Genomic DNA, 19,144 nt, shown 5'->3' on the forward strand with positions numbered 1-19,144 from the left:
TCGCCGTAGTCGAGCTCGTAGGCGGTGGCCAGCCACTCCAGGCGCGGCTCCAGGTACCCCCAGCTCTCATCGAAGCGCCAGCCCACCGCCGGCGAGAGATGCAGCCGCGAGCCGATGGCGGACTCGCGCTCCAAAGGAATATTGTTTTCGTCCACGTCGCGCCAGAAGTAGGTGTAGTTGGAGCCCCACTGCTGGTAGAAGCCGCCCTGGTTCCAGCGCGCGCTGGCGGAGAGGCTGGGCAGCCGGTAGAAGGGCTTGTCGCGGTCGGCCAGGGGGTCGTCGAGCCTCTGGAAGCCCTGGGCCCGGGCGTCGAGGCGCCAGACGTCGCCGCGGTAGTCGATCTGGGCCAGGCGCGGCATGGCGGAGGTGTTCTGCTCGGCGAAGTCGCTGCCGAAGTCGTCGAAATAGCGGCCGTCGCTGGCCGCCCCGTAGCGCAGCTGGTAGCGGCTGCGCGGGTTGAGGGTGCCGGCGTGGCGGTAGTCCACATACCAGCGCTCCTCGCCCTCGAAGCGCCGCGCGGCGTCATTGGGGTTGTTGCTGGACCCGCCGTCGTCGCTGCCCAGGAAGGCCCCCTCGATCTGGCCGGCATCGCTGGGGTAGAGGTAGCGGTACTCGCCGCCCAGCAGCAGGCCCCGATCGGTGATCCAGCGCGGCGTGATGGTAGCGTCGTGGTTGGGCGCGATGTTCCAGTAGAAGGGCTGGGCGTAGTCCACGGCGTCGCTGGAGAGCCCCACGGCCGGCCACAGGAAGCCGGTGTGGCGGCGATCGTCGATGGGAAAGCGTACCCAGGGCCAGTAGAAGACCGGCACCCGCCCCACCTCGAGCCTGGCATGGCGGGCGGTGCCGAAGCCGCTCTCGCGGTCGAGCACCACGTCGCCCCCCACCAGGCGCCAGAGGTTGTCGCCGGGGTCGCAGGTGGTGAAGCTCGCCGAGGTGAGCCGGTAGCGGCCGTCCTCAAGGCGCTCCAGCTGAAGCGCATCGCCGCGCAGGTGGCGGTCGTGGACGACATAGTGGGCGTTGTCGATGCGCGCGGCATCGCTGACCAGCGACAGCTCGGCGGCGTCGCCGCGCACCAGCAGGTTCTGGTCGCGCAGCGCCAGCGGCCCCTCGGCAAAGGCGCGCTCGCGGCTGCCGGGCACCCGCACCCGGGGGGTCTCGAGCTGGGCGGTATCGCGGCGCAGCACCACCTCGCCCAGCAGGATCGTCTCGCCATCGTCGCCGTAGCGGGCGCTATCCGACTCGCTGGCCACCCGCCCCGGCGACGGCTCGGCAAGGCGGTAGTCGGGCATCACGTAGGCGCCGCGACACAGGGCGCCGGCGGGGCGATCATCGCCCCAGGGACGGAAGTCCAGCGACTCGGCGGGCAGGGAAGCGGGCGAGGCCGCCGCAAAGGGGGCGCCGGCCATGCCCAGGGTCGCCAGGCCGGCCAGGGCCGTCCATGAGAGTCGCTTGCCCATGTTCCTCGATGTCCTTGGCGGGGTGAATCGGTATTATACAGGCCGCACCGCGCCTGTGCTGCCGGCGGGCCACGATGCGCCCAGCATGCGGCGAGCCCCCGCGGCCGTCAACCGACCCGCCGCCGGAATCCTTCACGTCACCCAGGAGCCAGCCCACCATGTCCGACGCCGCCCCTTCGCGTCTCGCGCTGCTCAGCCAGTGGGCCGCCGAGCGCCACGGCCTGCCGGTCGGAGAGATCGACCTGCGCCTGGCCGCCGGCGACGCCAGCTTTCGCCGCTACTACCGGCTGACGCTGCCGGATGGTGCCACCCGCATGCTGATGGACGCCCCGCCGGAGCAGGAGGACAGCCGCCCCTTCGTGGCCATCGCCCGGCGCTGGGCCGCCGCCGGCCTGCCGGTGCCGGCCCTGCACGGCGAGGACCTCGCCCGGGGCTTCCTGGAACTCGATGACCTGGGCGATACGCCACTGCAGCGCTGCTTCACCGGACAGGCCGAGGTCGAGGCCTGGCACGAGCGCGCCATCGCCCTGATCCATGAACTGCAGAACCGCGCCGGCCCGGACGAGCTGCCCCGCTTCGATGGGGCCCTGCTGGGCCGCGAGCTCGACCTCTTCCCCGAGTGGTGCCTGGGCGAGTGGCTGGACATGCGGGTGCCGCCGGGCTGGGCGGCGCTGCGCGAGGCGCTGATCGCCTCGGCCCTGGCCCAGCCGGTGGTGACGGTGCATCGCGACTATGACGCCATGAACCTGATGGTGCACCGCGACACCCTGCACCTGATCGACTTCCAGGACGCCGTGGCCGGCCCGCTCAGCTATGACCTGATCTCGCTGCTGCGCGGGCGCTACTGCCGTTTCGACCCCGAGCGCTTCGCCACCTGGGTCGAGTCCTTCCGCCGGCGCGCCCAGGCCGACGGTCGCCTGCCCGCCGGGGTGGAGGCGGCCACCTTCCTGGCCCACGCCCAGGCGATGGCCGCCCAGCGCTCGCTCAAGGTGCTGGGAATCTTCTGCCGACTGACCCTGCGCGACCAGAAGAGCGGCTACCTTCAGCGCCTGCCCCACTTCCTGGCCCATCTGGAGGAGAGCCTGGCGGGGCTCGACGGCCACGAGGCCTTCACGTCGTGGCTGGCCGAGGCGTTCCGCCCGGCCCTGGCGGCGCGCCTGGAGGGCGCGGCATGAAGGCGATGATCCTGGCCGCGGGGCTCGGCACCCGCATGCGCCCGCTCACCGACCACTGCCCCAAGCCGCTGCTGCCGGTGGCCGGCCAGCCGCTGATCGTCCACCACCTGGCGCGGCTGCAGGCGGCGGGCATCACCGAGGTGGTGATCAACGTCAGCTACCGGGCCGAGCAGATCATGGCCGCCCTGGGCGACGGCGCCGAGTACGGGGTGCGCATCGCCTGGAGCCGCGAGGAGGCGCCGCTGGAGACCGGCGGCGGCATCCGCCAGGCGCTGGCGCTGCTCGGCGAGGCGCCCTTCCTGCTGGTCAACGGGGACATCTGGTGCGACCTGGACCCGACCGACCTGCCCGCCCTGGGCGACGACCTGGCGTGCCTTGCGCTGGTGACCAATCCCGACCACCACCCGGGCGGCGACTTCCATCTGGACGCCGCCGGGCGCGTTCACGCCGAGGGCGAACCGCGCCTCACCTTCGCCGGCATCAGCCTGATGCATCCCGAGCTGGTGGCCGCCGAGCCCCCCGGCGCCTTCGCCCTGGCGCCGCTGCTGCGCCGCGCCATGGCCGCGGGTCGCGTAGGCGGCCACCACCATCGCGGCGAGTGGGTCGACGTGGGCACCCCCGAACGGCTGGCCGAACTCGACAGGCGCCTGCGGGGCTGAACGCCCCCCTCGCAGGCCTGTCGCCGGAACAGCCTTGAGCGATGTGCGGGGCTTGGCAACGACTGCTATGCTGCCGCGATTTGCCGACAATCGAGAAGGAATCCCGAATCATGAAAGCCAGCGTGAAATGGACCGACGGTCGCCAGTTTGTTGCCGAGAGCGGTAGCGGTCACAGCGTGGTGATCGACGGCCCGCCTGACCACGGCGGCCGCAACACCGGCCCGCGCCCCATGGAGATGCTGCTGATGGGCCTGGGCGCCTGCACCTCCTTCGACGTGCTGGAGATCCTGGAGAAGTCCCGCGCCCCGGTGAGCGACTGCGTGGCAAGCCTCGAGGCGGAGCGCGCCGACACCGTGCCCAGCGTATTCACCAAGATCCACGTGCACTTCACCGTCACCGGCAAGGGGCTGAAGGAGAAGCAGGTGCAGCGCGCCGTGGAGCTCTCCGCGGAGAAGTACTGCAGCGCCTCCATCATGCTGGTGAAGGGCGGCGTCGACATCACGCACTCCTTCACCCTCGTCGAGGAGTGAGGAGGAGGCTTAGACCCGGTAGACGCTACTGGTCATGACCTTCGACATCAGCCTCATGCCGAACTTGACCGGGGCGGGGAAACGGGCCCCGCCGGCTTCCAGCGCCAGCTGGGCATGGTGGGCCTCGTCGATGGCCATCTGGCGCAGCACCGCCCTAGAGCGCTGATCCCCCGCCGGCAGCTTGACCAGATGGTCCTCCAGATGGCGGCCCACCTGCTCCTCGGTGGCGGCCACGAAGCCGAGGCTCACGCGGTCGCCCACGGCACCGGCCACGGCGCCGATACCGAAGGAAGCGGCGTAGAACAGCGGGTTGAGCAGGCTGGGGCGCTCGTGCAACTCATCGAGGCGCTCGTCGCACCAGGCCAGGTGGTCGATCTCCTCCCTGGCCGCCTCCTCCATCTGGTCACGCACATCGGGCAGCTTGGCGGTCAGCCCCTGGCCCTGATAGAGCGCCTGGGCGCACACCTCTCCGGTGTGATTGATGCGCATCAGCCCGGCCGCATGGCGGCGCTCCTCCTCCTCCAGGGGTTCATCATTCACCTCGGGCGTGGCCGGGTACGGCCGCGACGCCTGGGCGGCATGGGGCACCAGGGTGCGCAGCACGGTATCGAACTGGTGGATCAGGTTGTCGCTGGGGGAGAGCTTGCGGTTCATGACGACCTCGTCGCGTCTCGGTCCGGAATGGGATGACCCATTGTAGCCGAGGGCCCTGGCCACCAGAAGCGCCACCCGAAACGACCGACGCCACCTGGCGGTGGCGTCGGAAGAAACTGCACCCGATGCGTCGAGCGCTTGAGCTCGCGCGGTGACCCGCAGGGCGCCGGCTAGCCAGCCGGCCAAGTGAAGCGTCGACCGCCCATCAGGTGCATATGGATATGGTAGACCGTCTGGCCGCCGTCGTCATTGCAGTTCATCACCACCCGGTAGCCCTCCTCGGCGAAGCCGCGCTCGCGGGCCAGCCGGGCGGCCACGATGGGCAGTCGACCGACCAGCGCCAGGTCGCGCTCCTCGAGGTCGTTGAGGGTCGCGACATGGCGCTTGGGGATCACCAGCAGATGGGTCGGCGCCTGGGGGGCGATATCCTCGAAGGCCAGCACTTCATCATCCTCGAAGACGATCTCGGCCGAGATCTCGCGGTTGATGATCTGGCAGAACAGGCAGGCCATGGGGTCTCTCCTTGGTCGGGGCTCGACGTTTTCAGGGCTTATGGTCTTCGAGGCCTAGCGGAATCGGCGCTGGGCCAGCAGATGGCGCACCAGCGGCGCGAGGATCAGCTCCATGGCCAGCGACACCCGCGCGCCCGGCACCACCAGGGTATGGGGCCGGCTCATGAAGGCGTCCGGGATCATCGCCAGCAGGTAGGGAAAGTCCACGGTGGCCGGTTCCCGGAAGCGGATCACGGCGAAGGATTCGGCGTCGGAGGGGATGTCCTGCACCTCGAAGGGGTTGGAGGTATCCACCGTGGGCACCCGCTGGAAGTTGATATGGGTGCGCGAGAACTGGGGCTGGATGTAGCGCACGTAGTCGTCCATGCGGCCGAGGATGGTGTCGATCACCGCCTCCTGGGAATGGCCGCGCAGCTTGGTGTCGCGCACGATCTTCTGGATCCACTCCAGGTTGATGGTGGGCGCCACCCCCACCAGCAGATCCACGTGGCGGGCGATGTCGTGCTCGGGCGTCACCAGGCCACCGTGCAGCCCCTCGTAGAAGAGCAGATCGGTGCCGTAGGGTAACGGCTGCCACTCGGTGAAGGTGCCGACCCGGTAGCCGGCCTCGATCATCTGCTTGTCCTCGGCGTGGATGTAGTGGCGATAGGTGCCACTGCCCTGCTCACCGTACTCCAGGAACAGCGCCTCGAGTTCGTCGAGCAGGTTGGCCTCCACGGCAAAGTGGGAGAGCTCATCCTTGCGCTCCGGCTCCTCGCGGAAGATCCGCGCCAGTTCCTCCCGGGTGTAGCGGTGGAAGGCGTCGCCGTCGACGACGGCAGCATGGACATCCTCCCGGGCGAACATGCGCTCGAAGGTACGCTTGACCGTGGTGGTGCCGGCGCCGGAGGAGCCGGTCACGGCGATGATCGGATATTCGCGGGACATCAGGTGCCACCTGCTCCGGCAAGGGCCGCCACCACGGCCTCGGGCACCGCCACCGGGCGTCCGTTGGCCGGGTCGATCAGGATCACGTTGAGCCGGGCGGTGGCCACGGGCCGGCCGCCCTCGGCGTGAAGCACGCGGTGGTAGACGGTGATCGCGCGCCCCGTGGGAGGCGGGATCGCCGTCTCCACCACCAGGGCATCGGGCCAGCGCGCTTCGGACTGGTACTGCACGGCGAGATCCGCCACCACGCTGGGGTAGCCGCCCAGATCCCACTCGGTGAGTCCCAGGGCACCGAAGGCCTGGATGCGCGCCTCGTGGAGCAGCGACACCAGGGTGTCATGGCCCAGGTGGCGGCCGTAGTTCATGTCGGTGACGCGCACCGTCAGCGGGTGGCGGTGCACGATGGCCGCCTCGGGAAACTCGAGCCTGACACGTTCCATGCTTGACTCCTTAAACAGCCTCCCGGGCGATGGCCCGGAAGGCGATATCTCGCCGGCACAGCACGCCCTGCCAATGGATGGCGTCGACGCCCCGGTAGGCCTGCTCGGCGGCGGCCGACACGCCCTCGCCCAGGGCGGTGACGCAGAGCACGCGCCCGCCGGCGGTGACCAGCTGGTCGCCCTGCTCGGCGGTACCGGCATGGAACACCTTGCAGCCGGTGGCCTCGGCGGCCTCGATGCCCTCGATGGCATCGCCCTTGCGGTAGCTGCCGGGATAACCCCCGGCGGCCAGCACCACCCCCACCGCGGCGCGGGGGTCCCAGTCGCAGGTCTTGCCCGCGAGCTTGCCGCTGGCGCCGGCCAGGCAGAGCTCGGCCAGGTCGGACGCAAGGCGCAGCATGATCGGCTGGGTCTCGGGGTCGCCGAAGCGGCAGTTGTACTCGATCACCTTGGGGTTGCCCTGGGCGTCGATCATCAGGCCGGCATAGAGGAAGCCGGTATAGGGATGACCCTCCTCGGCCATGCCGCGCACCGTGGGCAGGATGACGCGCTCCATGATCCGGTCATGCACCTCGTCGGTGACCACCGGAGCCGGGGAGTAGGCGCCCATGCCGCCGGTATTGGGGCCGGTATCGCCCTCGCCCACCCGCTTGTGGTCCTGGCTGGTGGCCATGGGCAGCACGGTCTCGCCGTCCACCATGACGATGAAGCTCGCCTCCTCGCCATCGAGGAACTCCTCGATGACCACCCGGGCGCCAGCGTCGCCAAAGGCGTTGGCCTCGAGCATGTCGCGCACCGCGGCCTCGGCCTCCGCAAGGGTCATGGCCACGATCACGCCCTTGCCGGCGGCCAGGCCATCGGCCTTGATGACGATGGGCGCACCCTGCTCGGCGAGGTACTCGAGGGCCGGCGCCGGCTCGGTGAAGGTACGATAATCGGCGGTGGGGATCGCGTGGCGGGCCAGGAAATCCTTGGTGAAGGACTTGGAGCCCTCGAGCTGGGCGGCGCCGGCGGTGGGGCCGAAGATCGCCAGCCCCGCCTCGCGGAAGCGATCCACCACGCCGGCCACCAGAGGTGCCTCGGGGCCGACGATGGTCAGGTCGATGCCCTCGTCGTGGGCGAAGGCCACCAGGCCGTCGAGGTCATCCACCGCGATATCGACGTTGGCCAGGCCCGGCTCACGGGCGGTCCCGGCATTGCCGGGCGCCACGAAGACCTGGACCACCAGGGGCGACTGGGCGACCTTCCAGGCCAGGGCATGTTCGCGGCCACCGCCGCCGATAATCAACACCTTCATCCATTACACCTTGTTCAACAAACCGAAAGCGGGCGATTCGGGACGATGACCGACGCCAATCTTCCGCCGGGCCACGCAAAAATGTCGCGGCATTATGTCAGAAAGTGCGGGCCCGCGCCCGGACCTCACTTCGTCTCGTCGTCGTCCTGGGAGCCAGCCTGGCCGATGGTCTTCTGCCAGAACTTCATGTTCTCTTCGGTCAGCTCGCGCATCAGCTCTATCGGGGTATGGCGCATGGCCTGCTGCCACTGGTCCTGAACCCGCTTCTGCTGCTCCAGCATCAGCTGGGTGCCCTGCTCCAGATAGCGCGCCAGGGGCAGCGGCTGGGCCATGTCGTAGACGCGGATGAACTGTGCCAGCAGGTCGTTGGAGAACACCTCCGCATCGCCGTCGGCCTGCTCCTGCTCGATGATGATCGACAACAGGATGGTGCGCGTCAGATCCTCACCGCTCTTGGCGTCCTCGACCCGGAACGGTACCTCATCGAGGATCAGCTTGCGCAGATCCTCCAGGGTCACATAGCGGCTCTGTTCGGTATCATAGAGCCTGCGGTTGGCATACTTGCGAATCACGCGCACGGCGCTGCTCCTCGGTCGTTGTGGGGGCATCTGCCCCTGCACGACTATTGTGCACCGCGACACCATCCATGCAAGGCATAGTCGCCAACGCGAGGCCCCGATGAACCTGATACTGCTTGCTCCGGATGATATCGAACACCACCACCTGGCTCGAGTGACCGACCCGCGCCGGCTGCGTCACTTGCGCGAGGTGCACCGCGCTGCGCCCGGTGACCGCCTCACACTGGGTGTCATGGGTAGCGGCATCGGCCAGGGGACACTGCTCACCCTGGACGACCGGGAGGCCACCTTCGCCCTGGAAGAGCTCGACCAGCCGCCGCCACCGGCACTGCCGGTCCACCTGGTGCTGGCCCTGCCACGACCGCGCATGCTGGCGAGAAGCCTGGAGCATGTCACCGCCCAGGGCGTGAAGTCGATCACCCTGCTGCACACCCGCCGGGTAGAGAAGAGCTACTGGCAGTCGCCGGAGCTTGCCGCGGAAAAGATCCATCAGCACCTGGTGCTGGGCCTGGAACAGGCCCGCGATACCCTGATGCCGACGGTCACCATGGAAAAGGGCTTCCGACCCTTCGTGGAGGAGCGCCTCCCCGGCCTGCTCGAGGGCCGGCGAGGCCTGCTGGCCCACCCGGGCATGGCCACTGCCTGCCCGCGGGGGATTGATGACCCCACTCTGCTGCTGGTGGGGCCGGAGGGGGGCTTCATTCCCTGGGAGGTGGAGAAGCTGCTGGAGGCCGGCTGCGAGGGAATTCATCTGGGGCCGCGAATCCTGCGGGTGGAGACCGCGGTCACCGCCCTGCTGGCACGGTTGTTCTGAGACGGGGGCGCCGACGACTCAGTTGTCGTGGCCCTCGCTCAGCTCGTCTGGCTCATGTTCACGAAGCCGCGACTCCTCGTTGCACTCCGGGCGCTGCAGGAAGGTCTCGCGCACGTCCAGCAGCCCGAGGTGGGAGAGAGTGCGTCGGCCCAGCAGCAGCGGATAGTTCATCTCCTCGCGATCACGCAGGCTGAACTGCTCTTCATAGACGGTATCGCCCAGGCAGAGCTTCATCAGCACTACCGGGCGCTCGTCGCGGCCTCCCGCACCGCGCACGCGCAGATCGCGATAGAGGGGCAACTCAAGCTTCTCGGTGAAGGCCTCGCCGCTTGCGGTGTCCTCCAGCTTGAGGCGGAAGCGTACCCACTCCTCCCCCTCACGCTCGAAGGACTCGATATCCCGGGCGTCCAGCGACGAGGTCAGGGCACCGCTGTCCAGCTTGGCATTGACCGCCACGCCCCAGGGCTCGATGGTGGCGCGCTCCACCCACCCGAACACCTTGTCGGCGATCGCCGTGGGGGCGGCGCCGGCCAGCAGGAATCCCGCCAGCAGCATCAATGGACGAGCGGCTCGCTTCATCTTCTTTCTCCGTTGGGTAAGCCCTTGAAGGAACCTCACCGGGTCAGACGCTCCAGCAGGCTCAGCGTCGCGAAGCCGTCGGGCGCGGTACCGATGGAGCGCTGGTACGCACGCAGACCACGGCGGGTATTGGGACCCATGACGCCGTCCGGGGTTCCCACCTCGAAGCCGAGGGCGTTGAGCGAGCGCTGCATCTCACGCACCTGGTCACGGCTCAGCGGCTGCTCGTCCCGGGGCCAGCCGGCGCTGATCCCCCCACGGCCGGCGATCTGGTCGGCCAGGGTGCCCACCGCCAGGGCATAGCTTGTGGCATTGTTGTAGCGCAGGATCGACCGATAGTTGGGACCCACCAGGAAGGCCGGCCCGCGGGCACCCGCCGGAACGATCACCGAGGCGACGTCGAAGTCTGGCAACGTGCCGCCGCCGACCGGACGCACACCCAGCTCGGCCCACTCCCGGGCACTGCGGCGGGTGGCGAGCTCAGCCTGGGCATAGTCGAAACCGTCGGGAATCACCACCTCCACCCCCCAGGGCTCACCGGCGCGCCAATTGGCCCTGGCCAGGTAGTTGGCGGTGGAAGCCATGACGTCGGGAATGCTGCCCCAGATGTCGCGGCGCCCGTCGCCGTCACCGTCCACGGCGTAAGCCTCGAAGCTCGAGGGGATGAACTGGGTGTGGCCCATGGCGCCGGCCCAGGAGCCGATCATGCGATCCGGAGCGATGTCGCCCGCCTCGATGATGCGCAGGGCGGCAAGCAGCTCTCCGCGGGCGAAATCGCTGCGGCGGCCCTCGAAGGCCAGGGTCGCCAGCGCCTCCAGAGTGGAGAAGCTGCCGAAATTGCCGCCGTAGTTGCTCTCGATGCCCCAGATCGCCACCACCACCTCGGCGGGCACCCCGTAGCGCTGCTCCATAAGGCGAGCGGTGTCGCGGTGCTCGGCCAGCCTGGCGCGTCCCTGGGCGACACGCTGAGCGGAGACGGCGCTGTCCAGGTACTGCCAGATGGGACGCACAAACTCCGGCTGGGAGCGGTCGAGCTCGATCACCCGCGGGCGATAGCGAACGCCGTCCAGGGCGCGGGCCAGGGTCGCCTCTGAGATACCCTCGCGGCGAGCCTCCCGACGGAACTGGGCCAGCCAGGCGTCGAAACTGGCGGGAGGTAGCGGTTCGGCCGTGGCTGCGTTCGTGCCGGCCTGGGCGGCCGCCGCCGTCTGGCTCGGCTCCGCGGCGGGCTCATCCGCCGCCCTGGCGTCTTGGGCCGGGCCGCTCTGGCAGCCGGCCAACAGGCCCAGCAGCAGGCCGAGGGTCAGGGTCCGTTTCATCACGCTTGCGCTCTCCATGGCAGGTGTGACCGATCATCGCGCAGAATCGCCACCACCACCAGCCCCACTACCCGCCAGCGAGGCGCCAGATCACCAGGATATGGCAGGCCACCACCACCGCCGTCAGCAGGGTACGCAGCGACTGATACCAGCCGGGCAGCAGCTCACGGCTTGCCTTGCCGCACTCGTGCAGCCGCACCAGCAGGAAGCCAGCAATCAGCACCCAGGCCCCGGTGACCGGATGCAACAGCAGCGCCGGCCAGGCGATCAGGCTCGGCGCCATGCTGAGGGCCAGCCGGGCTCTGAAGCCGAGGCTGTCGTCAGACTCCAGTGACATCGCCACGCCCCACTGCACCCCGCCCAGGAAGGAGAGGATCACCGCGCTGTAATAGAAAAAGGCCGGGATGGCGATGACATGCCAGGTCACCGGCGCCAGCCAGGCCGCTCCCGCCAGCACCAGGAACGGAATCAGGCCGGCGAGACCGAGGCCCCAGGGCAGTCGAGGATGGCAGGCGGCAGTCATGGAGTCTCCTGGTTGAGTTCGCAAGGGGGCGGGTTCGAGACACCGTCAGGCACCGCCGCCCAGGGGCGATGTCGGCCGGTGCCCGGGGGCAGCGCAGCGACCTCGGGCAGCCAGTGCGCCACGTAACTCCCCTCGGGGTCGTAACGCTCGGCCTGCCACAGCACATCGAAACGGTGACCCCGGGCGTCTCGGCCCACGCCGGCCACGTAGCGCCAGTTGCCCCAGTTGCTGGCCACATCGAAATCGAGCAGTGTGTGCTCGAACCAGGCCGCTCCCAGCCGCCAGTCACCCCCCAGTTCATGCACCAGGTAGCTCGCCACGTTCTGGCGAGCCCGGTTGGAGAGCCAGCCGGTGGCGGCGAGTTCCCGCATGGCGGCATCGATGAAGGGCAGGCCGGTGCGCCCCTCGCACCAGGCCCGGAAGGGCTCGTCGGCTGGCACGAGATCTCGCGCACCGAACAGCCCCGCCCCCTCCTGGCGCGCCGCCCAATGGAAGTAATCACGCCACAGCAGCTCGACGATGACCCAGTCGCTGGACTCGCTGGCACCGTGCTCGGCCTCCCAGGCGCGCACCGCATCATGCACCTGGCGCGCCGACAGGCAGCCGTGGGCCAGCCAGGGCGAGAGCCGGGTGGAGAAGTCGGCGCCGAGCAGGCCATTGCGAGTCTGCTTGTAGCGTCCAACGGCGCCGCTCTGCCACAGGTAGTGGTCGAGGCGGGCGAGCCCCTCGGCCTCGCCGCCGGCAAAGCGGAAGCCGGCACGGTCATCGCAGACCCAGCGCGCCGACCGGCTGCACACCTTGTCCAGGGCCGGAAAACCGCGGGGGGCCGCCTCGGGCCAGGGCGGCAGGGTCACCGGCGCCGGCATTGCCGCAGGCACCGCAGCGTCTCGCTCCACCCTGCGACGAAAGGCCGAGAAGCTTCCCGGCAAGGCGGCCACCGGCATCGGCAGAACGGCCTCGTCATACAGCAGGCCGCCATCGGATTGCCACAGCTCGACTCCCTCCCCCAGCCGTTCGGCCAGCCGCGCCGAGGCCTGGACCTCGTCCCAGCCGGCCTCGCGACGCACCCGCACCTGGCCCGCCCCATGGCGGGCGGCGAGTTCGGCGACCACCTCCACCGGGTCACCGACGCGCACCAGCAGATCGCTGCCGCGCCGGAGCAGTTCACCGCGCAGGGTAATCAGGCTCTCCCACAGGAAGCGCAGGCGAGCGGGGCCGATGCGCGGTACGTCCAGCCCGGACAGCGGCGACAGCCAGGCGCGATCGAGCACATGGACGCAGAGGAGTTGCTCGGGCGGTGTCTCGAACTGGAACAGGGGGTTATCGGCCAGGCGCAGGTCGTGGCGCAGCCAGAGGAGCGTCAGGCTCATGAGGCGCGCTCCTGGCGACGGGCCTCGCGCCGGCAGCGTTCGCTGCAGTGGCGCACCTCATCCCAGCAGCGCGCCCACTTGCGCCGCCAGGCAAAGGGTCGTTGGCAATGGCCGCAGGGCTTGCTGGGCAGGTGAAGTTTGCGATGCACGGTGACGCCCCGATATCATGGACAGAGCCTCATTATCGTACAATAAATGTATAACTTAAAGTTCCGATGCTTCCCACGCGTCACGGCAGAAGGCCGCCCGGAGGCGGTCTTCAACAGACGGATCACATGAAGGGTCAGGAGGGGTCGGTCTCCTTCGGCTCGCGACGGGCGTTGGCCTCGGTCTCGCGACCGCTCTTGAGCTCGTGGGTCAGCGGGTCGTAGTTGGGTCGCAGCTCATCCTTGACCGTGCCGCTCCACAGCTTGGAGCCCACGAAGTAGCCGGCCCGGCCGATCACATGGGCCGCCACCGGTGCGGTCATCAGGATGAAGACGATGATGGCGAAGGCACGCGCCGCCACCCCCACCTCGGAGAAGTGCATCGCCACCGCCAGCATGATCAGGATCACCCCGAGGGCCGCGGCCTTGGTGGTGGCGTGCATGCGGGTCAGCAGGTCCGGCAGGCGCAGGATACCCAGCGACGCCAGCAGCATCAGCAGGGCACCGGAAATGACGAAGGTGCCCTTGATGAACTCAATCATCGCGCGGTCCTCCACGTTCCAGGAAGCGGGCGAAACCGATGGCGGCCAGGAACCCCATCAGGGCGATGACAATGGCGGCATCGATGAAGCTCGAGACGTCGGACTTGATGGCATAGACCCCCACCAGGCCCACCACGATGCTGGCGAAGAGCTCCAGCGCCACCACCCGGTCGGGCAGGCTCGGCCCGCGAACCACGCGAACGAAGCACAGGATCAGCGCCAGGCTCATGATGACCTGGCTGATCAGGATCACGGTATCCATGTCGGCACCTCGCGGCCAGGCTCAGCGAAACAGTTGCAGGGCACGGTGTTCCATTTCCTTGAGGTTGCGGCGCAGTTCCTCCTCATCGTCGAGGAACATGGCGTGGATGTAGAGCACCTTGCGGTCGTCGGAGACGTCCAGGCTCAGGGTGCCGGGGGTCAGGGAGATCAGGTTGGCGACCATGGTGATCTCCAGCTCGGTTCGTGCCTCCAGGGGCATGGCGATCACCCCGGGCTTCATGTGCCAGGGTGGGGTCAGGATGTCGAAGCCCACCTTGAGGTTGGCCATCAGCAGCTCCTTGATGAAGAAGCCGAGGAAACCCAGGATCCGCGGAATCCGCGCCGGATAGCCCTCGAGGGACTCCACCTGGGGCTCGATCAGCAGCAGGGCGATGTAGCCGAACACCAGCCCCACCAACAGATTGAGCCCGGTGAAGTCGCCGCTGAGCACGACCCAGGCCAGGGCCAGCAGCAGGTTCCAGATGGCTCCGGTCATGGGCTGGTCTCCTCGCTTGCCGGCGCCTCGATGAGGGCCTCGATGACATCCACGTTGCTGCCGAGCACGGCGTCGATATAGCCCTGCGGGTTCATCAGCTGATCGCCGATGGTGTTCATCACCACCATCAGCGGCTCGGCAAAGACCCCGATCAACAGCGACATCGCCGCCAGCACCCCCACCGGCAGGGTCATCAGCCACAGGCTGGGCTTGACCATCCGGCCGTCATCGCCCACCACTGTCTCCCGCTCGGGCACCAGGTTGTCTTCGGGCAGCGCCTTCCAGAATACCTCGTTCCAGATCTTGACCATGGAGTATAGGGTCATGAAGCCAACGGCCAGGGCGATGCCGGTGACCACGTAGGCCTCGGCCTCGATGCCGGCGCGCACGATCACGAACTTGGCGAAAAAGCCAGACAGCGGCGGGATGCCAGCCAGGGAGAAGGCGGAGAGGAAGAAGGCCACAGCGAGCCAGGGGCGCTCCTTGTAGAGTCCGCCCATCTTCTTGAGCTGGTAGGTGCCCTGCAGGTGCCGGGTGATACCACTGATCAGGAACAGGTTGGTCTTGACCACGATGTTGTGCATCACCGCGAAGACGCCGCCGGCGATCGCCAGAGGCGTGTAGAGCGCCAGGCCCAGGATCATGTAGCCGATCTGACTGACGATATGGAACGACAGTATGCGGCGGAACTCGTACTGGGCCGCCGCGCCCAGCACCCCGGTGACCATGGTCAGGGCCGCCCCCCAGATCAGAAGGTCCTGAGTGTAGTCCATGGTCTCATCGAACATCAGGGTGAAGACCCGGAACAGCGAGTAGACCCCCACCTTGGTGAGCAGGCCGGCGAACAGCGCCGACACCGCCACAGGCGGCGTGTGATAGGAAGCCGGCAGCCAGAAGAACAGCGGGAAGGCCGCCGCCTTGATACCGAAGGCCACCATGAACATCACCGCCAGCACTTCCACCATGCCCTGGTGTTCCGCCGCGTGGAGGCGCAGGGCGATGTCGGCCATGTTGAGAGTGCCCACCATGCCGTAGAGCAGACCGATGGCGGTGAGAAAGATCACCGAGGCCAGCAGATTGAGGGTCACGTACTTGATGGCCCCCTCCATCTGCGCCTTCTCGCCACCGAGGATCAGCAGCGCGAAGCTGGCCACCAGCATCACCTCGAACCACACGTAGAGGTTGAAGATGTCGCCGGTGAGGAAGGCGCCGGCCACCCCGGCCAGCAGCAGGTGCATCAGCGGGTAGTAGCCGAACTTCTCGTGGTCCGACCCGGTGGAGGCCAGCGAGTAGATGGCAAGCGCCAGGCCGATCATCGCGGTGAGCACGATCATCACCGCGCTGAGCATGTCGGCCACCAGGGTGATGCCGTAGGGCGCCTCCCAGCCGCCCATCTGGATGGTCACGTAACCATCCTGATGCACCGACGTGAACAGCCACAGCGCCACTACCAGCAGCGCCAGATTGCCGGCCACGGCGGTGAAGCGCTGCATGGGCCGCGAACGCCAGAACAGCAGCGAGATGGCGCCGGACAGCAGCGGCAGGAGGACGGGAAGTGCGACTTCTGGCCTCACGTGTCGGTATCCTTCATCTTGTCCAGGTCATCGGCCTTGACGATCTCGTAGGCCCGGCGAATCAGCACCACGGCGAAGGCCAGCACGCCGAAGGCGATCACGATGGCGGTCAGCACCACCGCCTGGGGCAGGGGATCTGCCACCACCCCCTCCGGGACCAGCATGCCCTCGGGAATCAGCGGTGGCGCCCCGCGAGTCATCCCCGCCGAGGTGAAGATCAGCAGGTTGGCGGCATTGGTCAGCAGCATCAATCCGATCACCAGCTTGACGATGGAGCGGCGCAGCATCAGGAAGATCGCCGCGGCATACAGCATGCCGATGGCGATGGCCATCAAGGGTTCCATGGGGCATCTCCTGTCCGGTGGGCGGCGTTGTCAGGGCTCATCCTTGTCCACCTCCATCAGCGTCATCACCATGGTCAGCACCGAGCCCAGCACGGCCAGGTAGACACCGATATCGAAGATCAGCGGCGTGGATGCCTTGAAATCGATGCCGGGAATCTCCCACCACTGGGCGGTGAGGAAGGCCTCGCCCACGAACCAGGCCGGCACCACCGAGATCATGCCCAGCAGCAGCCCCATGCCGATCAGGTCCCGAGGGTCGAGCATGCGCAGCACCTCCTTGGTGGCGCTGACCCCGAAGGCAAACAGGTAGAGGGTGAAGGCGCCGGCGGCCACCAGGCCGGCGATGAAACCGCCACCGGGCTCGTCGTGGCCGCGCAGCAGCAGGAAGATCGAGAACAGCAACTGCAGCGGCATCAGCAGCCGCGCCGCCGTGTTGAGGATGATGGTGCCGGACTTAACCATCGGCGTTCTCCTTGGCTGCAGCGCTCTTCTTCGGCTTCTCCGGGGCGCGCAGCTTGAGCATGGCGAAGACCCCGATGGCGGCCAGGGCCAGCACGAAGATCTCGCCGAGGGTGTCGAGGGCGCGGTAGTCCACCAGGATCACGTTGACGATGTTGCGACCGTGGGCCAGCGTCGCACTGTTGGCGACCATGTAGTCGGAGATAGGCACGAACTGATCGATGCTCCAGGAGGTGAGCACCAGCAGGGTGATCAGTCCACCCAGGCTGCCGGCCACCGCCACGTCGCGCATCCGCTCCAGGGGGGTGGAGAGGCTCGCGAAGCGCGGCAGGCGAAACAGCACCAGCACCAGCAGGATCACCGTCAGGGTCTCCACCAGCAGCTGGGTGATGCCGAGGTCGGGTGCGCTGAACAGGATGAAGATCAGCGCGATGGAGAAACCCATGATCCCCACCGAGACCACGGCACCGAGCCGCGAGCGAGAGATGGTAGCGAACAGGGCGCCCATCACCATGGTGCCGACCACGACGGCCTCATGGAACTGCACGTCCAGGGCAACGTGGAACTGAGGCGCGTGGCGCAGCAGCAGCGAGTTGCCGATCAGGGCGATCAGGGTAACGATCATGACCAGAATATAGTTGCGCATGTAACCGTTCTGCAGCACCCGGGTCTGCCACTCGGAAACCACCACCACGCCATCCATCAGGGCGTCGTAGCCGGCTTCCGGGCCGCGGGAGAGCAGCGGGTCGAGGCGCGCCAGCCGGGCTCGGACGCGATCCCAGCGCTTGAACAGCAGATAGCCCAGCGCCAGGCTGACCAGCGACATCAGCAGCGGCAGGTTGATGCCGTGCCACAGCGACAGCTTGACCTCCATCGGCGTACCGGCGACCGCGGAGGCCGCCGCAGTGAGCAGCCCGGTGCCCGCAAGCCACGGCAGCAGGCCCAGCAACAGCGAAAGCGCGGCCAGCACCGCGGGCCCCAGGAGCATGGAGGCCGGCGCCTCGTGGGCCACCCGCGGGGTCTGACGGCGCTGTCCGAAGAAGGGGCGCAGGGCGATGATGGCCGCCACGGCGATGGTCAGGATCGCCGCGCTGAAGGCCAGCAGGACGACCAGCCACCGCCAGGCGCTGGCCTCGAGCACCGACTCGAACATCAACTCCTTGCCGATGAAACCGAACAGCGGCGGCACCCCGGCCAGCGACAGCGCCGCTAACATGGCCACCCCGGCGGTGATAGGCATCAGCGGTCGCAGCCCCCCCATGGCGGTGACGTCCTTGGTGCCGGTCTCGTGGTCGAGGATGCCGGCCACCATGAACAGCGAGCCCTTGTAGAGGGAGTGGGCGAGCAGGAAGGTGACGAAGGCGATCATCGCCCCCTCGGTGCCGATACCCAGCAGCATGGTCAGGGTACCCAGCGCCATGATCGTGGAGTAGGCCAGCAGCTTCTTGATGTTGGTGTGGCGAATGGCCAGGAAGGCGCCCGTGAACATGGTCAGCGCCCCCACCACCGAGAGCGTCACCGTCCACATCTCGGTGCCACCCAGGCTCGGCTGCAGGCGCGCCAGCAGGTAGATGCCCGCCTTCACCATGGTGGCCGAGTGCAGGTAAGCCGATACCGGCGTGGGCGCCGCCATGGCGTTGGGCAGCCAGAAGTGGAAGGGGAACTGGGCCGACTTGGTAAAGGCGCCGAGCAGCAGGCAGATCAGCAACGGCGTGTAGAGGTCATGGTCGCGCAGCACGTCGCCCATGGCATTGAGCTCGGAGAGCGACCAGCTTTCCCCGGCCACCCCCAGCATCGCCAGCCCCGCCATCAGCGCCAGCCCCCCCGCCACGGTGACGAAGAGCCCCTGGCGGGCCGACTTGCGGGCCTCGAGGTCGGTGTGATTGAAGCCGATCAGCAGGTAGGAGGTAATGCTGGTCAATTCCCAGAATACGAACAGGGTAAAGAGGCCATCGGCCAGCACCAGTCCCAGCATGGAGACCATGAAGGCCAGGATCGCCAGATGAAAGCGCATCAGGTCCGGATGCCCCTTCAGGTAGCCCCCGGCGTAGATCAGTATGAAGGTACCGATGCCGGTGACCAGTAGCGCAAACAGCATCGACAGGCCATCGACCACGAAGGTCAGGCTGATGCCCAGCGAGGGCACCCACTCCATGGCAAACACCAGGGTCTCGCCGGCCATTACCGCCGGCAGCTGACTCAGGAACCACAGCGCCAGGAAGCCGGGAAAGGCGGCCAGCATGAAACTGGCACGATCACCGAACCAGCGATGGAAGAGCGGCGCCAGCGCGGCCAGCAGGAATCCCGATAGCACGGCGAATTGCATCAAGGTAGCTCTCCTGGTCGGATTCTTCCCAAGGTCCATGGGCGCAGGTCTGGCGACGCTGGCCTGGGCCAGCATTCGCCTAATAGATGATGCAGCGCAACACCCGACGGCCTGTTAATCGATAGTGAAAGCCTATAGACTCTCGCCGGCGAGTGGCAAGGA

23 protein-coding genes are annotated in these 19,144 nt (G+C 67.9%); 4 read left to right on the forward strand and 19 right to left on the reverse strand.

The genetic code is table 11. From position 1 onward, the window contains the following. Positions 1-1,457, reverse strand: a 1,457-nt coding sequence (locus IBX53_RS04935; RefSeq protein ID WP_290906227.1) for an LPS assembly protein LptD, incomplete at its 3' end; no start/stop codon positions are given. 158 nt (positions 1,458-1,615) lie between these two features. On the opposite strand from IBX53_RS04935, the gene IBX53_RS04940 reads away from it, so the two are divergent. The 3 genes from IBX53_RS04940 (at position 1,616) to IBX53_RS04950 (ending at position 3,821) form a co-directional block, all read left to right on the forward strand. After that, positions 1,616-2,632 carry a phosphotransferase gene (locus IBX53_RS04940; RefSeq protein ID WP_290906230.1) on the forward strand — a complete coding sequence of 339 codons (1,017 nt, stop codon included), beginning with the start codon at positions 1,616-1,618 and terminating at the stop codon, positions 2,630-2,632. Further along, positions 2,629-3,291, forward strand: coding sequence for an N-acetylmuramate alpha-1-phosphate uridylyltransferase MurU (gene murU / locus IBX53_RS04945; protein WP_290906264.1), 663 nt, complete (start codon positions 2,629-2,631; stop codon positions 3,289-3,291). Before IBX53_RS04940 ends, murU begins: the two co-directional genes overlap by 4 nt. Positions 3,292-3,401: 110 nt before the next feature. Beyond that, the gene (locus tag IBX53_RS04950; protein ID WP_290906267.1) at positions 3,402-3,821 is read left to right on the forward strand and encodes an OsmC family protein; all 420 of its coding nucleotides are present in this window, start codon (positions 3,402-3,404) and stop codon (positions 3,819-3,821) included. Between the two features lie 9 nt (positions 3,822-3,830). Here the strand turns inward: IBX53_RS04950 and coq7 are convergent, their stop codons facing one another. From coq7 to phaR, 6 genes are all read right to left on the reverse strand, one after another. Next, positions 3,831-4,475 (reverse strand): 2-polyprenyl-3-methyl-6-methoxy-1,4-benzoquinone monooxygenase, encoded by a 645-nt coding sequence (gene coq7 / locus IBX53_RS04955; RefSeq protein WP_290906270.1) that lies wholly within the window; start codon positions 4,473-4,475, stop codon positions 3,831-3,833. 170 nt (positions 4,476-4,645) lie between these two features. Further along, positions 4,646-4,987 (reverse strand): histidine triad nucleotide-binding protein, encoded by a 342-nt coding sequence (locus IBX53_RS04960; protein WP_290906274.1) that lies wholly within the window; start codon positions 4,985-4,987, stop codon positions 4,646-4,648. A gap of 54 nt (positions 4,988-5,041) precedes the next feature. Beyond that, positions 5,042-5,914, reverse strand: a complete 873-nt coding sequence (locus IBX53_RS04965; protein WP_290906279.1) for a phosphoribulokinase — start codon at positions 5,912-5,914, stop codon at positions 5,042-5,044. Beyond that, entirely contained in the window at positions 5,914-6,354 is a 441-nt protein-coding gene (locus IBX53_RS04970) for a thioesterase family protein (RefSeq protein ID WP_290906282.1), read from the reverse strand. The genes IBX53_RS04965 and IBX53_RS04970 overlap by 1 nt, the downstream gene beginning before the upstream one ends. A gap of 10 nt (positions 6,355-6,364) precedes the next feature. Next, positions 6,365-7,651, reverse strand: coding sequence for a phosphoribosylamine--glycine ligase (gene purD, locus IBX53_RS04975; RefSeq protein ID WP_290906285.1), 1,287 nt, complete (start codon positions 7,649-7,651; stop codon positions 6,365-6,367). Between the two features lie 125 nt (positions 7,652-7,776). Next, positions 7,777-8,229 (reverse strand): polyhydroxyalkanoate synthesis repressor PhaR, encoded by a 453-nt coding sequence (phaR, locus tag IBX53_RS04980; RefSeq protein WP_290906288.1) that lies wholly within the window; start codon positions 8,227-8,229, stop codon positions 7,777-7,779. 100 nt (positions 8,230-8,329) lie between these two features. On the opposite strand from phaR, the gene IBX53_RS04985 reads away from it, so the two are divergent. Then, positions 8,330-9,043: a 16S rRNA (uracil(1498)-N(3))-methyltransferase gene (locus IBX53_RS04985; RefSeq protein ID WP_290906291.1), complete on the forward strand. Its 714-nt coding sequence runs from the start codon at positions 8,330-8,332 to the stop codon at positions 9,041-9,043. A gap of 18 nt (positions 9,044-9,061) precedes the next feature. Here IBX53_RS04985 and IBX53_RS04990 read toward each other — a convergent pair whose 3' ends face one another. The 12 genes from IBX53_RS04990 to IBX53_RS05045 form a co-directional block, all read right to left on the reverse strand. Then, a complete protein-coding gene (locus IBX53_RS04990; RefSeq protein WP_290906399.1) occupies positions 9,062-9,598 on the reverse strand; it encodes an ATP-dependent zinc protease in 537 nt (178 codons plus the stop codon). A 59-nt stretch (positions 9,599-9,657) separates the two neighbouring features. Next, entirely contained in the window at positions 9,658-10,941 is a 1,284-nt protein-coding gene (locus IBX53_RS04995) for a lytic murein transglycosylase (protein WP_290906294.1), read from the reverse strand. A 67-nt stretch (positions 10,942-11,008) separates the two neighbouring features. Next, the gene (locus tag IBX53_RS05000; protein ID WP_290906298.1) at positions 11,009-11,464 is read right to left on the reverse strand and encodes a DUF3429 domain-containing protein; all 456 of its coding nucleotides are present in this window, start codon (positions 11,462-11,464) and stop codon (positions 11,009-11,011) included. Further along, entirely contained in the window at positions 11,461-12,834 is a 1,374-nt protein-coding gene (locus IBX53_RS05005; RefSeq protein ID WP_290906302.1) for a DASH family cryptochrome, read from the reverse strand. The genes IBX53_RS05000 and IBX53_RS05005 overlap by 4 nt, the downstream gene beginning before the upstream one ends. Then, entirely contained in the window at positions 12,831-12,983 is a 153-nt protein-coding gene (locus IBX53_RS05010) for a DUF2256 domain-containing protein (RefSeq protein ID WP_290906306.1), read from the reverse strand. Before IBX53_RS05010 ends, IBX53_RS05005 begins: the two co-directional genes overlap by 4 nt. 134 nt (positions 12,984-13,117) lie before the next feature. Then, on the reverse strand, positions 13,118-13,522 hold the full coding sequence (mnhG, locus tag IBX53_RS05015) for a monovalent cation/H(+) antiporter subunit G (RefSeq protein ID WP_290906309.1): 405 nt from the start codon (positions 13,520-13,522) through the stop codon (positions 13,118-13,120). Further along, the gene (locus IBX53_RS05020; protein ID WP_290906311.1) at positions 13,515-13,784 is read right to left on the reverse strand and encodes a cation:proton antiporter; all 270 of its coding nucleotides are present in this window, start codon (positions 13,782-13,784) and stop codon (positions 13,515-13,517) included. Before IBX53_RS05020 ends, mnhG begins: the two co-directional genes overlap by 8 nt. 21 nt (positions 13,785-13,805) lie before the next feature. Continuing rightward, a complete protein-coding gene (locus IBX53_RS05025; protein ID WP_290906314.1) occupies positions 13,806-14,279 on the reverse strand; it encodes a Na+/H+ antiporter subunit E in 474 nt (157 codons plus the stop codon). Next, positions 14,276-15,853 carry a Na+/H+ antiporter subunit D gene (locus tag IBX53_RS05030; protein ID WP_290906318.1) on the reverse strand — a complete coding sequence of 526 codons (1,578 nt, stop codon included), beginning with the start codon at positions 15,851-15,853 and terminating at the stop codon, positions 14,276-14,278. Before IBX53_RS05030 ends, IBX53_RS05025 begins: the two co-directional genes overlap by 4 nt. After that, positions 15,850-16,197 carry a Na+/H+ antiporter subunit C gene (locus IBX53_RS05035; protein WP_290906322.1) on the reverse strand — a complete coding sequence of 116 codons (348 nt, stop codon included), beginning with the start codon at positions 16,195-16,197 and terminating at the stop codon, positions 15,850-15,852. Before IBX53_RS05035 ends, IBX53_RS05030 begins: the two co-directional genes overlap by 4 nt. 30 nt (positions 16,198-16,227) lie before the next feature. Then, complete coding sequence (locus IBX53_RS05040) at positions 16,228-16,659, reverse strand: Na+/H+ antiporter subunit B (RefSeq protein WP_290906325.1); 432 nt, start codon at positions 16,657-16,659, stop codon at positions 16,228-16,230. Continuing rightward, positions 16,652-18,982 carry a putative monovalent cation/H+ antiporter subunit A gene (locus IBX53_RS05045; protein ID WP_290906328.1) on the reverse strand — a complete coding sequence of 777 codons (2,331 nt, stop codon included), beginning with the start codon at positions 18,980-18,982 and terminating at the stop codon, positions 16,652-16,654. Before IBX53_RS05045 ends, IBX53_RS05040 begins: the two co-directional genes overlap by 8 nt. Positions 18,983-19,144: the final 162 nt, after the last annotated feature.

This window comes from Halomonas sp. (assembly GCF_014859505.1).
Taxonomy (GTDB): domain Bacteria; phylum Pseudomonadota; class Gammaproteobacteria; order Pseudomonadales; family Halomonadaceae; genus Halomonas.

Excerpts from the sequence above, each read along its gene's own strand:
- IBX53_RS04965 (WP_290906279.1), bottom strand. The coding sequence starts at position 5,914 with ATGTCCCGCGAATATCCGATCATCGCCGTGACCGGCTCCTCCGGCGCC.
- IBX53_RS04940 (WP_290906230.1), top strand. The coding sequence starts at position 1,616 with ATGTCCGACGCCGCCCCTTCGCGTCTCGCGCTGCTCAGCCAGTGGGCC.
- IBX53_RS05020 (WP_290906311.1), bottom strand. The coding sequence starts at position 13,784 with ATGGATACCGTGATCCTGATCAGCCAGGTCATCATGAGCCTGGCGCTG.
- IBX53_RS04970 (WP_290906282.1), bottom strand. The coding sequence starts at position 6,354 with ATGGAACGTGTCAGGCTCGAGTTTCCCGAGGCGGCCATCGTGCACCGC.
- IBX53_RS04995 (WP_290906294.1), bottom strand. The coding sequence starts at position 10,941 with ATGAAACGGACCCTGACCCTCGGCCTGCTGCTGGGCCTGTTGGCCGGC.
- IBX53_RS04960 (WP_290906274.1), bottom strand. The coding sequence starts at position 4,987 with ATGGCCTGCCTGTTCTGCCAGATCATCAACCGCGAGATCTCGGCCGAG.
- coq7 (WP_290906270.1), bottom strand. The coding sequence starts at position 4,475 with ATGAACCGCAAGCTCTCCCCCAGCGACAACCTGATCCACCAGTTCGAT.
- IBX53_RS05045 (WP_290906328.1), bottom strand. The coding sequence starts at position 18,982 with ATGCAATTCGCCGTGCTATCGGGATTCCTGCTGGCCGCGCTGGCGCCG.
- IBX53_RS04990 (WP_290906399.1), bottom strand. The coding sequence starts at position 9,598 with ATGCTGCTGGCGGGATTCCTGCTGGCCGGCGCCGCCCCCACGGCGATC.
- IBX53_RS05035 (WP_290906322.1), bottom strand. The coding sequence starts at position 16,197 with ATGGAACCCTTGATGGCCATCGCCATCGGCATGCTGTATGCCGCGGCG.
- IBX53_RS04950 (WP_290906267.1), top strand. The coding sequence starts at position 3,402 with ATGAAAGCCAGCGTGAAATGGACCGACGGTCGCCAGTTTGTTGCCGAG.
- IBX53_RS04985 (WP_290906291.1), top strand. The coding sequence starts at position 8,330 with ATGAACCTGATACTGCTTGCTCCGGATGATATCGAACACCACCACCTG.
- murU (WP_290906264.1), top strand. The coding sequence starts at position 2,629 with ATGAAGGCGATGATCCTGGCCGCGGGGCTCGGCACCCGCATGCGCCCG.
- IBX53_RS05040 (WP_290906325.1), bottom strand. The coding sequence starts at position 16,659 with ATGGTTAAGTCCGGCACCATCATCCTCAACACGGCGGCGCGGCTGCTG.
- IBX53_RS05000 (WP_290906298.1), bottom strand. The coding sequence starts at position 11,464 with ATGACTGCCGCCTGCCATCCTCGACTGCCCTGGGGCCTCGGTCTCGCC.
- IBX53_RS05005 (WP_290906302.1), bottom strand. The coding sequence starts at position 12,834 with ATGAGCCTGACGCTCCTCTGGCTGCGCCACGACCTGCGCCTGGCCGAT.
- mnhG (WP_290906309.1), bottom strand. The coding sequence starts at position 13,522 with ATGATTGAGTTCATCAAGGGCACCTTCGTCATTTCCGGTGCCCTGCTG.
- purD (WP_290906285.1), bottom strand. The coding sequence starts at position 7,651 with ATGAAGGTGTTGATTATCGGCGGCGGTGGCCGCGAACATGCCCTGGCC.
- IBX53_RS05025 (WP_290906314.1), bottom strand. The coding sequence starts at position 14,279 with ATGACCGGAGCCATCTGGAACCTGCTGCTGGCCCTGGCCTGGGTCGTG.